The organism is Streptomyces sp. NPDC017529 (genome assembly GCF_044329785.1).
GTDB lineage: Bacteria > Actinomycetota > Actinomycetes > Streptomycetales > Streptomycetaceae > Streptomyces.
The window spans coordinates 1-16,230 of record NZ_JBIRJY010000042.1; the positions used below are offsets into that span (position 1 = coordinate 1).

Sequence of the window (16,230 nt, forward strand, 5' to 3'; positions counted from 1 at the left end):
GGGCGACGGAGTTCACCAGGCCATGCTCGGCATCGCCCGGTTGCACAACCTGGCCCTCACGGGATAACTCACACCCCATACGGGACAACCTCTAGAGAGTCGAATGGCACCAGGACGGCCGAGGGCCACAGTCCGGGAGACGTGAGACAGCGAGCTTTTCCCATCTGATCCTGGCCACGTGTTGGACAGATCTGCGGAACGACGAAGCTCCCTGGTGGACGGGCGCTCGGTCAAGACTGCCCGCGACCATCAGGAGCTTCGCGTGCTCGTCTCAAGAAATCGCAAAGCGAGACTTTGCAACACGCCCCATGGACACGACCTGCACCGTTGGCGAGGTGACACCCCACCGGAACGAGCGTCATGCGTCATCGGGCAGCAGGTCCGCGAGCTACTTATGCGCGTGTCACCGACCGCCCCACCGTTCCGGCCCGTCAGGGCTCCATCCCCTGAGATACGGCTTGAATTCCTCCGGCGTGGGTTCGCGTGCATCCGGCATCTTCGGAAGCTCACGCAAGGGGTCGATCGACCTCACGTACGCCCTTGCCCACTCCAACCAACGCCGGGCCTGACTCAGAGTCGGCTCGTCCACAACGCCGTGAAGCTCACCAATACGACGTTCCAACGCCGCGCAGTACGCGCTCAGGGCCGCAGACACCTGCCAGCGCCCGGCCTCTTCGCGTAGCGCCTGGGCGGTGCGTTCGCGAACAGCCTGTTCCCTCGCCACCTCCACGGCCGCTCGCCAGCGGACTTCACGTTCCACAATGTCCCGCTGCTCTTCCTGCCTGCGCCGAGCGTCTTGCGCCGCTCGCGCCTCGATCTCTCCAAGGACCGCATCCAGGGCCTCTTCGAGCACCCGGGTCTTCCGGTCTCACCAGCAACCGGGCCGGCCGGTCAGGCCATGAGTGAGCTCCACGACGAGGCGAGCGGAGCGGTCAGGATCCGTGGACTGCAGAAACTTCTGCCTGACATTGACGGTGTATGCGAGGCCGTCGACAACAATGCCCACTCCGCCCTCGCGTGAGTGAAAGCACGAGTGGACCTTCCGCACTTCGTACCCTCGCCGGACCGCCTCAGCCGACAATCCCTGCAGCAGCAGAATCGACCTTCGGCGGAGCCCAGACAGCATGACGAGTTGGTGCTCGTCGTCTTTGTCCGCGGTCACGATCGGATGGAGGTTCCCCCGTCGTGAGGGAACGGAAACCGGACCCCCGTTCTCTTTCGGCCGTTGACTCCGCGCATTGGGATGCAGGCCGTCCGCAAGAAACAGCTCCAGCCCCGGCCCACCGTACGGAACCTTCTCGATGCGCTCGCCCGCTGGTTCCAGGCCCTGCCATTTCGCGTAGTTGACGACACGCCGCCACTCCGTGACCTCGTCATCATCAGGGTCGGTGATCCGAACACGGCCCTCGGCGACGAGCCACTCGATCAGCTCGTGAGCCTTCGCCCGCCGGGCTCGCGCGACGGGCCTCTCACTGTACGGCGTCCGAGTGTTGGTGAGCGCTGCCGGCTCACTGCCATCAGCGACCGCAGAGTCGTCGTCGATCATCAGGACCAGCCATCCCGCAAGGTATTGGCCGAGCGCCAGTCACTCGACATCCAGGCTCCACCGATCGCGCTGGAAACGAGGCCGTTCGACGAGCCCGTACCGCCAAATGGAGCCGAAAGGCGCCCGTCAGCAATGGGGGTTCTTCTGGGGCTTCCAGCCCGAGCAAGCGGAACGAGCGTGAAACAGTCGAACGGCCATTCGCGCAGGTCAGCCGCAGATCACTCATCGCGGCAGGTGGCCACGTTCACTGGTCTCTTCCTGGACATCTGAGCCCGCTCGACATATCGCTTCCTCGCCCTTCCAGCCCGCACGTATACAGGCCGGAAGGGACAAGGCAGCGTCTGGGCGATGCCACTGGCACATTGACCCGTGACGGGGTGGCCACGGATCACTATTTGGCGAGCATAGCCATTTCTGAGCTACCCACTCTCGACTTCCCTTGGAATTCGCGCGGCGTTCGACCGGCCGTTCTGGATGTGTTGCCGTGTCACGAACAGTCCGGAGACCGAAACCACACACACGGCTTTGCGCCGCCGTCCTTCACGGAGGTGGCTGACTACCGGCCGCACCGGCGCAGTGGCGCCCGGGGACGGCGGGACCAAGTCAGGGCGGTACACGGTGACGTTCCCGGCAGCCCACTCGTCAACGCGCCGAACGCCGTCGGAGAGTCCCTCACCTCCGCTGTACGGCCGCGTTGGGAACGCGCCGGTTGAAAACCCAAATCCCTTGCGACTGGGTGGCTCCGATGACCCGCCCCGCGTCGCGCAGCCACGGATTGGCTCGCTGGAACGGTGCGAAGTTGTCGTTCGAGACGATCACTCCACCCACCTCGTCAGCGATGCTGATCACCAGCGCGTCGCCCCGCCCTTCCGTTCCGGCGGGAGGCTGCACGACCGTGCCGTTGTCGATGGCTGCCTCCACATGGGGCCGCTCCTCAGCGGAGACGTCGTGGCGCAGGGTGGCGTCGACCACCACATGGATGTCGCGCTCGGGATGCTTGAACCGCAGCGACCGCACTGCTGCCTCCAGCGCCGCGAAACTCGGCTTTCCACCAGCCGCGCGGGACGGCAGCCCGTTCCAGGCGAGGTTGGATCCGTCGATGACGAGCGGCGCCGTGTCGGCGTTCCCGGCGGCCGGCCGAGAACCGTTACGCGGGGGAGCGGGCTTGGCCACCCCGTTGCGCTGCCCGTCGGCACGGGCTTGCTGGGGGTGGGTCGGGGCGCCCACGGGCCGAGCGGCCGGTGCCAGTGCGAGCAGCCGATCGAGCTCCTTCTTCACTTCCGGCTGTACGTTCCCGTCACCGAACACCTTGACCTCCCCGTCGAGGACGACCTCGCCGGTCTTCTGGAGAGTCGCCCTGGCGGTCAGCAGACCTTCCTTGCTGTAGGTGTACTCCAGGTCGAAGACACCGTCCTCGATCTTGCACCGCTCGGGGTACTTCAGGACGAGGTCGGTCAGTTTGACGTTGTCCGGGTGGTCGACCTCACGATCCGGGTCGCCCTCCCAGACCTCGACGGTCAGTTGCGCGAGATGGTCCTTCGTCGGCTGGTACGACTTCACGCGCTGCTGAGGCAGGCGCTGGTTACGGTCGATGAGCGCGCTGAAGCTCCGTCGGCCGTCACGGTCCTTGGTGACGGTTCCGAGGGCGTGCGTGTTGACCACCCGGATGATGCTCTTCAGCTCGCCGTCCATCGCCGCGGCGCTGATCGCCGCGCCCTCGGCCACGGCGGTCATCGGGTCGCAGAGAGCGGTGTCCACGAGTTCGCAGTCCAGTGCCTCCGACACTGCGGCGCGCACGGCGGGAATCTGACTGCTGCCACCGATCATCAGCACCGCGGTGATGTCCTGGGGATCGATCCGGGCCTGCTCCAGGCACTCCTCGACCGGGTCGAGCGCACGGTTGATGAGGTCCTGGATGGCCTCCGAGAACTCGTCCTGACCGATCTCGACATGCGCGTCGTCGGGTGTGCGGACGCTGACCGACTCCTGATGGGAGAGCAGGATCTTGGCCCGCTCGATCTCCAGAGCGAACGCCCGGTTCTCGGAGTCGCTCCACCGCCCCCGCCGGGGTGCCCGGTCGAGGACCATGCGGCGCAGCCTGGCGTCGATCTCCAGACCGCCCAGACGGTTGACGCCCCGGCTGGCCTTCTCGTCGAAGAAGCCGTCGTCATGGAGGAGCAGCGTGGCGTCCATCGTGCCCCCGCCCCAGTCGAAGACCAGGAACTCACCGTCGGCCTCGATCTCGTGCACGTAGGCGATCGCAGCGGCTGTCGGCTCATTCAGCAGGGTACGGACGGTGATGCCCGCGGCTCGCGCGGCCTCGCGGGTCCGAAAGCGGGCCGCCCCGGTGGCATTGGCGGGCACCGTGATGACAGCCTCGCGGATCTCGGTGGCCGCCTCCTCCTCCGCCGCGCCGGCGATGGCGTGGAAGACGCCTGCGGCTGCGGTGGTCGCCGCGAATCGCTCACCCCCCAGCATGACGAACGGCTCCTCGCGCAACATCCGCTTGCACGCTTCGACGGCCTGCTCGGAGCGGAGCTTCGCCTCCCAGCCGAACAGGGTCCCGGGCCGCAGCGAACTCGTGCCGACGACCGACGGGTAGAGCAATTCGAACCCTCGCCGCCCCCAATCGGCGTCCAGGCCCTGACCACCGATCTCCAGTATCTCGACGTACTCCCCGTTCCACTGGGCAGCGACCGAGTTGGTGGTCCCGAAGTCGATTCCCGCTGCCGTCATGCTTCCTCCCCCATGTGCATGCCCGCGGACCCGGCGACGCGCCGCAACTGCCCCGCGAGAATGACCTTCCCTGTCAACTCGTCCACGTAAGCCGGACTCAGCAGTTCGAAGGCATCTCCTTCTCCTTCGGTCACGACGAACCGGTCGCTTTCCTCGGGAACTGTGACCCGCAGCAGCCGCAGTTCCCGCAGATGCCTCGTCAGCACGCCCTCGACGGTCTCGCGACTCACCCCGGTCCGGGACCAGAGCAGCGCGTCGATCTCGGCGAGATGCCCGGCGAACTCCGCGCGTGTGCGGAACTCGTCCAGGACCGCACGGCGTATCGCAGCGGTGAGGGCGCCGCCCGGTGGCACGTCCTCGGCACCGGCAGCCTCCAACGCCTCCGGCACACGGGCCGCCACCCCCTTGATGACCGTCATCGCGTCGATCGGGTCAGGACGGGGAGGAACCTGCGCGGCACCGGCCTCTGCCGCCGTGACCGTGGCATTCGGCTTCTTCCGGTCGCTGCGGCGCTTCAGACCCCCAGGCTTGTGCGGTGGCGGTGTGCTCTGTGCACCGGATCGCGTCCGGCCACATGCGGGGCAGTGGCAGTGTGACCGTTTTCCCCTAAGGATCTTCTTTTTGGGAGGCATGAAGGCGGCCCTTGCTTTTTCGTGTTCGGACGGGGGTCAGGACCGTGGCGCGCTGACGGAGTCATCACGTGGAGCTGTGGCGATCCAGGCGTGGTGCGGTGGTCCGGAAGTCGTCGAGGAGTTCCACGGCGGCACGGGCACGGATGGTTTCGAGCTCGCCGCCACTCGTCCCCGCGGTCCGGCGAGGCATCGTCTCGACCGGGGGAACCAGGTGCTTCGGCACTTGGAAAGGCATGCCGTACCGGGACCGGTCGAGCGGCAGTCGGTAGAACACGTCCCAGCCGGCCTGTCCTCGCAGCGCGCCACGAATGCGTTCCTCGGCCATGTTCAGCTCCGACTGGGCCTTTGCATCACCCTCGTGCTGCCGGAATATCTCCCGGCAGCGTTCCTCCCATCCGGCGGCACCGTGCTCAAGGCCGATGTCGAGGAAGGGATTGCTGAACGGACCGCGGTCGTTCCTTCTCGTTCCCCGCCAGGCACGCAGAAGGCGGAGGTTCCGTTCGGCGACGGCTCCTCCCAGCTCACAGGCCCGTTCGGCGTACTCCTCAGCAGCTCCGAGGAGCTTGTCCCGCCCCGTCGGCGAATCGAGCCGCTCGCTCTGCCCCACCGCTGCGTACGCGGCGATCGCGTACCCCTCCTGCACCAGCTCCGTCGGAACCTTCCGGTTGTTCACGCTGCTCCGGACAAGGGAGCGTGCCTGCCGGGCCGCCGCTTCCAGGTCGCCGGCCTTGACCAGGTCGTAGGCGCAGTTCAGGGCGACGAGAGCGTAGAACGGGCTCCGCCCCGCGTCGACCGGCTCCTCCGGACGCCACAGGCTGGACATCAACAGCCAGAGCCCCCCGTCTGCGGTCATGCCCGAAGGCCACTGCCCGGACAGCGCCCCCGACTTGAGGTCGCGGAACTCGATCTGCTGCGGCCGGGGCAGCGCCGCGTCGAGCGCGTCCATGGCCGTCACATCACCGTCGATGACAACGTCGTACAGGAGGTCCCACACATCGTCGGGTTCCTGCCTGACCAGCGCCTCTCCCCGCAGGAAGGCCTGTCGACGCAGGTACGCCTGCCATTCGAGGCGCTCAGCCTGCTCGTACGTGACCCTGTCGGGGGCGAGACGCGCGCGGAGATAAAGGCCCTCTTGCTCATCCCGCCTCGTCCAGGGCTCGTCCTCGGGCATGAGGCCGCCGTGATCGATCAGATCGTCGACGATGGAGAGAGGAGCCCAGGGAAGAATCTCGTCGAGGAAACGGTTCGGCACGGGGATCGCGCCACGCGTGGCCGCGGTGGCGAAGAGAGAGAAGGCCGGGCCCCCTGAGACAGCGTGGGCACGTTTGCTGAGCAGTTCCAAGCTGGGTGCGGACGAGCACAGCAGCCTGCACCGCTCCAGACCCACCTCGTTGAGCCAGCGCACACCAGCGGCCCAGAGACTCCGCAGATGGCCGAGGACCGACTCCGGGGGAAGCGCGCTCAACCCGGCTTGGACCGCGGGCAACAGGCTTTCGCGGTCCGGGGCCCCTTCGAGGGCCTGCCTGAGAACCTTGCGTTCGGCCTCGGGCACACCGGCTGCACCCGTCGCTTCGGTGAGCATGGCCAGCACGGCTTCGATCGCTTCGCTCCCCCCGACGCCGAGCCAGCGCCACTTGCGCTGGACGAAACCACTCACTCCGGAGGAGTCACGATCCCCTTGACGTTGACGCGCACGCGCCAAACGCTCCCGTTCGGCGGCTTTCGCCGCACGGCGCGCGGCAGCCGGGTCCGTCATGTCGTACACCCCGACAGATTACCGGCGTGCACCGTCACACCATACGTCTACCGGGACATCTGACCAGCAGGACTCAGTACGTCTGCGCTCGGCGCCCCGTGGTTGCTCGCCACCTTGACGTGGTCTGACCTGCCCGAGAAGGACCCTGACGCCCCATCAGGACGAGCGTCACGAGCGTCATTTCAGCGTCAAGGTATCGCCCGCAACGCCCACACCGCACATAATGCGCACACACAAAACAGCAGGTCAGGCCCCCTTACCAGCCTTCTCCAGAATCATCACGCACTCCACATGATGCGTAACCGGAAACAGGTCGAACGCCCGCATCCTCCGCGGCGCGTACCCCTCCCCCGCGAAGTACTTCAGGTCGCGGGCCAGTGCTGCCGGGTCGCAGGCTACGTAAGCGATGCGTCGGGCGCCCAGGGAGGCCAGGTGGGCGACGGTCGTGCGGCCGGCGCCTGCGCGTGGCGGGTCCAGGACGATCAGGTCGACGTCCGAGATGCCGGTGCGGGGGAGGATCTGTTCGACCTTGCCGTGTTCGATGCGGACGCGGTCGAGGTCCTGGAGGTTGTGGCGGGCGTCCTCCGCGGCGCGCTTGCTGCTTTCGATGCCGAGGACGGCGCCCTTTTCGCCGACGCGGTCGGCCAGCGCGCCGGCGAAGAGGCCGACGCCGCAGTAGAGGTCGAGGGCCATGTCGCCCTTCTTCGGCATCAGGCCCTGCATGACGGCCTCGACCAGGAGGTCGGCCGCCTTGGGGTGGACCTGCCAGAAGCCGCCGTTGCCGACGCGCCAGGTGCGGTCGGCGGCGCGTTCGCGGACGAAGGGGCGGCCGTGGACGCGGTGGACGCCGCCGTCCTTCTCGTGTACGCGGAGGACCGAGACGGGCTTGTCGAGTTCGACGATGGGCAGGCGGCCGCCGGGGCGGGGGGTCAGGACGACCTGGCGGTCGTTCGAGCCGGTGGAGGCGATGGCCTCGACGGTGGCGATCTGGGGCCAGTCGCGCTTTTCGATGCCGAGTTCGGAGACGCCGGGGGCGGCGATGAGGCAGTGGTCGACGGGCTGGATGTCGTGGGAGCGGTGCTTGCGCAGGCCCACCCGGCCTTCGGCGTCGGTGGCGTACTGGACGCGGGTGCGCCAGGCCGGGACCTCGCCCTTGGGGACCTTGTCGCCGGGGGCCGGTTCGACCGTGCCGTCCCAGCGGGCCTCCTCGGGGGTCAGGCCGGCCAGGCGGGACAGCTGCTCGGTGATCACGTCGGCCTTGAGGCGGCGCTGGGCGCCGGGGGCGGCGTGCTGCCAGTCGCAGCCGCCGCACTTGCCGGGTCCCGAGAAGGGGCAGGGGGCCTCGACGCGGTCCTTGGAGGGGGTGAGGATCTCCACGGCGTCGGTGCGGAGGAAGCGGTCGCCCTCGTCGCCGTCGGTGACGCGGGCGATGACGCGTTCGCCGGGGAGGGTGTGCCGTACGAACAGGACCTGGCCTTCGTCCGTTCGGGCGATGCAGTGGCCGCCGTGTGCGACGGGGCCGACCTCGACCTCGTACTCCTCGCCTACCAGCGACTTCTTGGGTTCTGCCTGCATGGTGGGAGGGCTCCTGGGGTGGGACGGAGAAGGAAGAGGGAAGTGAAGAGGGGGTATGGAAGTACGGAAGTACGGCGGATGCCGACCTGCAAGTCTACGGGGCGACGCGAGCGGACCCGAACCCGCCGGGCGGCAGGCCCGCGCCCGAAGCAGCCGAGCCCGAAACGGCCGGACCGAAACGGCTGGCATCGAAGCAGCCGGGCCCGAACCCGCCGCGTGGCAGGTCCGGGCCCGGCCGGGCGTCCGGCGGGCCGGTTACTTGCGCGCCGCCGCCTTCTCCTTCTTCGGCTGGGCGACCGGGCCCCGGCGCACCGCGCCCGGCGCGTTCCACTCGGCGCGCTTGCGGGCGCGCTTCTTGGCGGCCTCGGAGGAGTCGAGCTGCCAGGGAACGGAGGTGACCATGACGCCGGGCGTGAAGAGCAGGCGGCCCTTGAGGCGCAGGGCGCTCTGGTTGTGGAGGAGGTGCTCGTACCAGTGGCCGACGACGTACTCCGGGATGTAGACGGAGACGGCGTCGCGCGGGCTCTCGCGGCGCAGGGATTTGACGTAGTCGATGATGGGACGGGTGATCTCGCGGTAGGGGGAGGCGAGGACCTTCAGGGGTACGTCGATGCCGCGGCGCTCCCATTCCGCCTTGAGGGCCTTGGTCTCGGCGGGGTCCACGTCGACGCTGACCGCCTCCAGGGTGCCCGAGCGCATCAGCTTGGCGTAGCTGAGGGCGCGCAGCGTGGGCTTGTGGACCTTGGAGACCAGGACGATCGAGTGGACGCGGGAGGGGCGTACGGCCTCGTCGCCCGGTACGTCCTCGACGGCGATCTCCTCGGCGACCCGGTCGTAGTGGCGGCGGATCGCGGTCATGGTGGCGTAGAAGATGACCATGCCGAGGACGGCGACCCAGGCGCCGTGGCTGAACTTGGTCAGCAGGACGACGACGAGCACCAGGCCGGTGAGGGTGGCGCCGAAGGCGTTGATCGCCCGCGAGCGGTGCATCCGGCGGCGCTTGGCCGGCTCCTTCTCGGTCAGCAGGTGGCGGTTCCAGTGGCGGACCATGCCGATCTGGCTGAGCGTGAAGGAGACGAAGACGCCGACGATGTAGAGCTGGATCAGGCGGGTGGAGTCCGCGCCGTAGATGTAGACGAGGACGATGGCCGCGCCGGCGAGCAGCACGATGCCGTTGGAGAAGGCCAGCCGGTCGCCGCGGGTGTGCAGCTGGCGCGGCAGGTAGCGGTCCTGGGCGAGGATCGAGCCGAGCAGCGGGAAGCCGTTGTACGCGGTGTTCGCGGCGAGGAAGAGGACCAGGGCGGTGGCGGCGGCGAGCACGACGAAGAAGAACGTGCCGTCGCCGAAGACCGCGGCGGCGACCTGCGAGATGACGGGGTTCTGGGTGTAGCCGGAGCCGACCGGGACGCCGTTGTGCAGCAGGTCCGTGGCGGGGGTCTCCGCCATTTTCACGTCGGTGGCCATGGCCAGGCCGATGATGCCGCAGAACATGGTGACGGCCAGGCCGCCCATGAGGGCCAGGGTGGTGGCGGCGTTCTTGGACTTGGGCTTGCGGAAGGCGGGGACGCCGTTGGAGATCGCCTCGACACCGGTGAGCGCGGCACAGCCGGAGGAGAAGGCGCGCAGCAGGAGGAAGACGAGGGCGAAGCCCGCGAGGCCGCCCTGTTCCGCGTGGATGGTGAAGTCGGCGGTGGGCGCCTTCATGGTGTCGCCCATGATCGCGCCGCGCACCACGCCCCAGATGATCATGATGAAGACGCCGGCCACGAAGATGTACGTCGGGATCGCGAAGAGCTTGCCGGACTCCTTGACGCCGCGCAGGTTCATCAGCGTCAGCAGCACGATCATGACGATGGCGCAGAGTGTCTTGTGCTCGGTGACGAAGGGGATCGCCGAGCCCAGGTTCTCCACCCCGGAGGAGATGGAGACGGCGACGGTCAGGACGTAGTCGACCAGCAGGGCGCTGGCGACGGTCAGCCCGGCCTTGGGCCCGAGGTTGGTGTTGGCGACCTCGTAGTCGCCGCCGCCGCTCGGGTAGGCGTGCACATTCTGCCGGTAGGACGCCACGACCGTGAACATCAGCACCACGACCGCGAGCGCGATCCAGGGGCTGAAGTGGTACGCCGACACGCCTGCGACGGACAGGACGAGCAGTACCTCGCCCGGGGCGTAGGCCACGGAGGACAGCGGGTCGGAGGCGAACACGGGGAGTGCGATGCGCTTGGGGAGGAGGGTCTCGCCGAGCTTGTCGCTGCGCAGTGCGCGCCCGATAAGGATCCGTTTGGGCACGTCGGTCAGTTTGGACACGCAGAGGATGCTAAGCCTTCGTCAAGGCACGCGCCCACCCGCCACCCGTGCGGGCGCGGGCGTTGTGCCCGTATGCCGAGGCCGCATTTCCCGGCCACAGCGGCCACCAGCGGATTCATCGTCCCTGCACAGACCGGGCCGACGGCTCGGCGGCGCTTCTTCTTCTCTACGACTTCTTAACGCCCCGGCATTTCTACGCCTTCTTAACACCCGCCTGCGAGGTGCGGACCGGCGGAGCGCCGACATCCTCACCCCCGTCGAGGATGTCGGCGGCCTGCCGCCGGCCGGCGCCGGCGGCGGCGTTCCCGCCGGTTCCTTGATGGTGGCAGGGCGGCGGGGCCTCGCACATTGCCGGATCCCGGCAATCTTTATGCGTCCCTAATGGCCTGTTAACGGGCCGCGGCCTTGCGCTGCGGCGCGACCGGGCAGGGGAACCGAAGGCCGGATTCCGCCCCTGGGGCAGCCGTCAGAGCGGCTTGTCCGGCCAGCCCAGCAGGCGCGCGCCCATCGCCGCCGTCTCCAGCGTGAACCGCTGGAGGCCGTCGGCCGGGTCGTAGCCCGTCAGGAACCTGATGCGCTCCAGGCGGTACGACAGGGTGCGCACGCTGATCTTCAGGCGGCGGGCCGCCTCGGCGTTCACATACCCCGCCGCCGCGCACGCCCCGATCGTCTCCAGGAGCGGTCCGGCGCCGCCGCGTGACTGCGTCAGCGGCCCCAGCACGGTCCGTACGAGGTCGGCCATGGCCGCGCGGTCGCGCAGCAGCACGGGGAAGACCAGCAGGTCGGCGGCGCGCAGCACGGGCCCGTCGAGGTCCAGCTGCTCGGCCAGCTCCAGCGCGCCCAGGGCTTCCTCGTACGAGCGCACCACGCCGCCCGCGCCGGAGTGCGCCCGGCCGATGGCCACCCGCCGCGCGCCCTGCCTGCCCACGTCGGGGCAGCGCGAGTAGGTGGCGAAGGCGTCCAGGACCGCCCGCTCGCTGCTCGCGCCGACGCAGACCAGCCGGCCTTCCTTGGTGGTGATCAGGACGTCGCGGTCGCCGAACCGGCCGAGGAGTTCGCGTTCGACCCGGCGGGCGACCGGGTGGATGTCGTCGAAGGGCTCGTCGCCCTCGGCGACGGCGACCGCGTGTTCGTAGGCGAGCCGCAGCCCGAACCGTTCGGCGCGCTCGGCCAGCCGCCCCAGGTCGCTGCGCCCGTACAGCAGGTCGTCGACGAACTCGCGGCGCTCGGCCTCCATCTGCCGTACGGCGAGCCGCTGCGCCCTTTCGTGCCCCTCGCCGAACGCGGCGATGGCGGCGTCCACGGCGCCGAGCACGGCGTCGCCGGTACGGACCCGCTCGGTGGCCCCCGCGGCCCGTGCGACGCCCGGCAGCGTGCCCCACACCCGCCGCGTCTCGCCGAGGAAGAGGCCGACCAGTTCGCGCAGCCCGTGGCCCGACTCCGCGGCCCGCTCCCCCAGCTCGCGCAGCGCGTCCAGTTCCGCGCGCCGCGGCAGCCGCCCGGTCTCGGACACCTCTCCGAGGAGCGTGGCGTACCCCTCCAGGAACTCCGGGGACATCCCGCCTCGCTTCACCGTCCGTGCTCCCTGCCACCGCACCGTTCACCGCTCCGGCTTTCGGAGCAGCGTCCATCCTGCCGGACGGCGCGCGGTGCGCCGGAGCGGGTCCGTCCGGGCCCTCCGCGGTGCCGGCCGGCCTGCGCCCGCTACCGGGCAGGGCCGCCGGAGCGGGCGTGCCGGGAGATCAGTTCCCCGAGGCCCTGGCGGGTGGCGACCAGCAGGACGTGATCCTGCGGCCGCAGTTCGTAGCCGTCGCCCAGTTCCCGTGCGAGGCGGGCGCGCGGGCGCTCCTGCGGTTCCTCGTGCGCGGTCTCCGGCGGGACGTCGTCGGGGGCGGAGGTGTCCACGGCCAGGACGCGGAGCAGGCCGGGCCGGAAGACGTCGGCGATCTTTCGGCCCTCCAGGGCGGCGTGGCCCCGTACCCCGACCCGGGCGACGAGCAGCACCCGCCGCTCGACGGGGATGGCGCCGAGGATCTGACGCCCCATCATCGCGCCGGCGAAGGCGGGCGCGGCCAGGAAGCTGACGCTGCGGCTACGGGTACGCGCCTGGGGGTGGGCGGCGCGCAGCGTGCGGTAGACGGCGGTGGCGAAGCGGTCGTCGAACAGGCGCAGCGTCACGCGCAGCTGTGGCTTGACCGAGCGGGCGTAGAGCGCCGCCTCCAGATTGGTGGTGTCGTCGCTGGTGAGGGCGAGCAGGGCATGCGCGCGTTGGATCTTCGCGGCTTCCAGTACGCCTTCGTGCGTGACGTCTCCCACCACCGTCGGCACACGCAGCCTGCGCGCCAGCGCGATGCCGCGCGCCTCGGGGTCCGCCTCCACACACACCACGGGGGTGCCCAGCTCGTGCAGCCGGGCCAGGACCCGAGTGCCGACCTTCCCGAGGCCGAGCAGCACCACGTGCCCGGACAGGCCGCGCGGCGGGCGGCGCAGCGCGGAGGCGTTGCGGAAGGTGCCCAGTCCTTCGAGCGCGGCGGCGACCAAGACCGGCAGCAGCAGCAAGCCGGTGAGGCCGGACAGCAGTTGCAGCACCTTGCGGGAGACCGGTTCGCCGATGGCGGGTTCGTTGATGGCGAAGAGGTCGAGGAGAGAGAGGTACGCGGCGTGCAGCGGGGAGTCTCCCGTGGTCAAGGAGGAGGCGACGGCCAGCGCGAGTACGGCCCCGACGACGCCGGCCAGCGACCAGCGCAGCCGGCGGGAGAAGAAGGAGCGCAGCGGCGCGCCCCTGCCGCGGAGGCTGCCCAGGCGGCGCAGTGCGGCCGGTCCGCCCCGCCGCGCCTGGCCGCGCGGCTCACCCCGTCCGCCAGGTCGCGACTGCCGGCCCTGGTAGGAAACGGTTTCCAGGACGACGGTGCCGCGCCCGCCGGCGGCCGCTGCGGTGGCTTCGTCCGGAAGCAGTTCCGGGCCCTCGTCGGCGGCCCCTTCCGCCCCGGCCGCCCGGCCGGCGTCACCTCCTGCCGTATCGGCGATGTCGGCCGCCGCGGTCAGGACGGCGAGCGGGCACAGTCCGGAGGTGGCGGCCGGGCCCTGCCCGGCGGGGCCGCGCTCCACGGCGCGCAGCAGCAGGCCGTCGGCCTCGATGACCTTGCTGGTACCGGCCACGGCGGTGGCGGCCAGCGCGGGGGCCACGGTGTCGGCGTCGGACAGCACCGTGGTCGACGCGTCCGTACCCTCGCCGTCGAGGGCGCCGACGGCCGCGGCCTGGTCGAGCAACTGCTCCAGGTACTGGCCGAGTTTGCGGTTGTAGAGCCGGATCACCAGCCGCAGCCGCGGGTTGAGCCGCCGGGCGCGCAGCGCGGCGTGGATGTTGGTCTCGTCGTCGTCGTAGACGAGCGCGAGGGCGCCCGCCGTGCCGATGCCGGCCTCGGCGAGGGTGTCGTCGTCGGCCTCCGCCGCCTCCAGGACCCGTATGGGCTCGTCGGGCTCTCCCGTGTCCCCGGCCTCGTCGCCCGGCGCGCCGGGCGGGCCCGCCGGCGTCCGGACCATGGCCGCCGACACCCGCCCCAGCAGGGCCTGGGCCCGTCCCAGCGCCCCGGCCGGCGGCGGGATGCGGGGCCGGTGGGGCTCTCTCGCGGAGGGGACGACGAGGGTCACCCGCTCGCGGTAGACGTCCTTGAGTTCGGCGGCGAGGCGGCGCGCGAGGGCGTCGTCGCCGCAGACGACCATATGCGGGGCGGCTGGCACCTGTTGAGACTGCTGGGGCTCGGTGGACACGACGCTCAGCGTGCCCTACGGAGCGGCCGGGCCGCACGCGGTCACGGCCTGCCGCGGGGCTCGCGCCCGGGCGGGCGGGCCCGATCCCACCACCCGCCGGGCACCGGCGGGCGTGCCCCGGGGCGGGCGCACCCGCTTCCTTGATCGACGACCAGATTTCCGGCCGTACCGCAAGGAAACTTACTCTTCACTTATGTTCTCTTGGCACTTTCTTAACGCTTTGAACGGCCAGGTGAGCGAACTGCGTGGCTGCAGCGGCCGCCATGGGAGGTAGCGTGGTCGCCGAACACGCCAGGTCGAAGCAGCCGGCGTCACAGCACAGGGAAAGGTGCGAGGTAGGGGCCGATGCACATCGTCATCATGGGGTGCGGGCGGGTGGGTTCCGCGCTCGCACAGACCTTGGAGAGCCAGGGTCATACGATCGCGGTGGTCGACCAGGACCCCACCGCCTTCCGCCGCCTGGGCTCCGGATTCGGAGGCCGCCGGGTGACCGGAGTCGGCTTCGACCAGGACACGCTGCGCGAGGCGGGGATCGAGGAGGCGGGCGCCTTCGCCGCCGTCAGCAGCGGTGACAACTCCAACATCATCGCGGCCCGGGTGGCCCGCGAGATGTTCGGCGTGGAGAACGTCGCGGCCCGTATCTACGACCCGCGCCGCGCCGAGGTCTACCAGCGGCTGGGCATCCCGACCGTCGCCACCGTGCGCTGGACGGCGGACCAGATGCTGCGCCGGCTGCTGCCCTCCGGAGCCGAGCCGCTGTGGCGCGACCCGAGCGGCGGCGTCCAGCTCGCCGAGGTGCACACCTCGCCGTCCTGGGTGGGCCACAAGATCAGCCGGCTGCAGGAGGAGACCGGCGTACGCGTCGCCTTCCTCACCCGGCTGGGCGAGGCGATGCTGCCGACCTCGCAGACCGTGTTGCAGGAAGGCGACCTGGTGCACGTGATGATGCGCACCGACGAGGTCGAGAAGGTGGAAGCGGTGTTCGCCGAAGGGCCCGAGGAGGCGCACGCATGAGGGTCGCGATCGCGGGCGCGGGCGCGGTGGGCCGGTCCATCGCGGGCGAGCTGCTGGAGAACGGGCACGAGATCCTGCTCATCGACAAGGCGCCGACGGCGATCTCCGTCGAGCGGGTGCCGCTGGCGGAGTGGCTGCTGGCCGACGCCTGCGAGATCACCTCGCTGGACGAGGCCGCGTTGCAGCGCTGCAACGTCGTCATCGCGGCGACCGGCGACGACAAGGTCAACCTCGTCGTCTCGCTGCTCGCCAAGACCGAGTACGGCGTGCCGCGGGTGGTGGCCCGCGTGAACAACCCCAAGAACGAGTGGCTGTTCAACGAAGCGTGGGGCGTGGACGTCGCGGTCTCCACCCCGCGGCTGATGTCGGCGCTGGTCGAGGAGGCGGTAAGCGTCGGCGATCTCGTACGGCTGCTGCGCTTCAGCCACGGCGACGCCAACCTCGTCGAGCTGACGCTGCCCCCGGAGGCGGCGCTGGCCGGCACCCGGGTCGGCGACGTCCAGTGGCCGGAGGACACCTCGCTGGTCACGATCATCCGCGGCAACCGGGTGCTCACTCCGAACAAGGAGGACGCGCTGGAGGCCGGTGACGAGCTGCTGTTCGTCGCCGCCCAGTCGCGCGAGGAGCAGCTGGAGGACCTGCTGTCGGTCCGCCGCGAGGAGTGACCGCGGCCGGGACGTAGGACATGACGGTGAAGGGCCGGGAACCTCGGGGGCGGTTTCTAGGGTTCGTCGCAACACGTGGTCGGTTTGATCAGGCCGCGAGTAGTTTATGCAGACGCTCGGCTGGGGTTTCCCAGCCGAGTGTTTTGCGTGGGCGGCGGTTGAGCTGGTCTGCGACTGCGGCCAGGTGTTCAGGGGTATGGACCGTCAGGTCGGTGGCCTTGGGGAAGT

Annotated in this window: 11 protein-coding genes and 1 pseudogene; 2 read left to right on the forward strand and 10 right to left on the reverse strand. The window is 70.0% G+C overall.

What is annotated here, in order from left to right:
* Positions 1 to 403: 403 nt before the first annotated feature.
* The 9 genes from ACH4K4_RS38490 to ACH4K4_RS38530 form a co-directional block, all read right to left on the reverse strand.
* A complete protein-coding gene (locus ACH4K4_RS38490) occupies positions 404 to 853 on the reverse strand; it encodes a hypothetical protein (RefSeq protein WP_398174976.1) in 450 nt (149 codons plus the stop codon).
* A gap of 15 nt (positions 854 to 868) precedes the next feature.
* Positions 869 to 1,546, reverse strand: coding sequence for a hypothetical protein (locus tag ACH4K4_RS38495; RefSeq protein WP_398174979.1), 678 nt, complete (start codon positions 1,544 to 1,546; stop codon positions 869 to 871).
* A gap of 672 nt (positions 1,547 to 2,218) precedes the next feature.
* Entirely contained in the window at positions 2,219 to 4,282 is a 2,064-nt protein-coding gene (locus ACH4K4_RS38500) for an Hsp70 family protein (protein ID WP_398174982.1), read from the reverse strand.
* The gene (locus tag ACH4K4_RS38505; protein WP_398174985.1) at positions 4,279 to 4,701 is read right to left on the reverse strand and encodes a hypothetical protein; all 423 of its coding nucleotides are present in this window, start codon (positions 4,699 to 4,701) and stop codon (positions 4,279 to 4,281) included. The genes ACH4K4_RS38500 and ACH4K4_RS38505 overlap by 4 nt, the downstream gene beginning before the upstream one ends.
* 277 nt (positions 4,702 to 4,978) lie before the next feature.
* Positions 4,979 to 6,670 carry a hypothetical protein gene (locus ACH4K4_RS38510; RefSeq protein WP_398175001.1) on the reverse strand — a complete coding sequence of 564 codons (1,692 nt, stop codon included), beginning with the start codon at positions 6,668 to 6,670 and terminating at the stop codon, positions 4,979 to 4,981.
* A 246-nt stretch (positions 6,671 to 6,916) separates the two neighbouring features.
* Positions 6,917 to 8,245, reverse strand: coding sequence for a class I SAM-dependent RNA methyltransferase (locus ACH4K4_RS38515; RefSeq protein WP_398174988.1), 1,329 nt, complete (start codon positions 8,243 to 8,245; stop codon positions 6,917 to 6,919).
* Between the two features lie 255 nt (positions 8,246 to 8,500).
* Positions 8,501 to 10,552, reverse strand: coding sequence for an APC family permease (locus ACH4K4_RS38520; protein WP_398174992.1), 2,052 nt, complete (start codon positions 10,550 to 10,552; stop codon positions 8,501 to 8,503).
* 466 nt (positions 10,553 to 11,018) lie between these two features.
* A complete protein-coding gene (locus tag ACH4K4_RS38525; protein ID WP_398175004.1) occupies positions 11,019 to 12,110 on the reverse strand; it encodes a PucR family transcriptional regulator in 1,092 nt (363 codons plus the stop codon).
* A 146-nt stretch (positions 12,111 to 12,256) separates the two neighbouring features.
* On the reverse strand, positions 12,257 to 14,275 hold the full coding sequence (locus ACH4K4_RS38530; RefSeq protein WP_398175006.1) for an NAD-binding protein: 2,019 nt from the start codon (positions 14,273 to 14,275) through the stop codon (positions 12,257 to 12,259).
* Positions 14,276 to 14,668: 393 nt separating this feature from the next.
* On the opposite strand from ACH4K4_RS38530, the gene ACH4K4_RS38535 reads away from it, so the two are divergent.
* Together ACH4K4_RS38535 and ACH4K4_RS38540 are read left to right on the forward strand one after the other, a co-directional pair.
* A complete protein-coding gene (locus ACH4K4_RS38535) occupies positions 14,669 to 15,337 on the forward strand; it encodes a potassium channel family protein (protein ID WP_398174995.1) in 669 nt (222 codons plus the stop codon).
* Positions 15,334 to 16,002: a potassium channel family protein gene (locus ACH4K4_RS38540; RefSeq protein ID WP_398174998.1), complete on the forward strand. Its 669-nt coding sequence runs from the start codon at positions 15,334 to 15,336 to the stop codon at positions 16,000 to 16,002. The genes ACH4K4_RS38535 and ACH4K4_RS38540 overlap by 4 nt, the downstream gene beginning before the upstream one ends.
* An 88-nt stretch (positions 16,003 to 16,090) precedes the next feature.
* On the opposite strand, the pseudogene ACH4K4_RS38545 reads toward ACH4K4_RS38540, so the two are convergent.
* Positions 16,091 to 16,230 (reverse strand): annotated as a pseudogene (locus tag ACH4K4_RS38545) (IS30 family transposase); the annotation flags it as partial.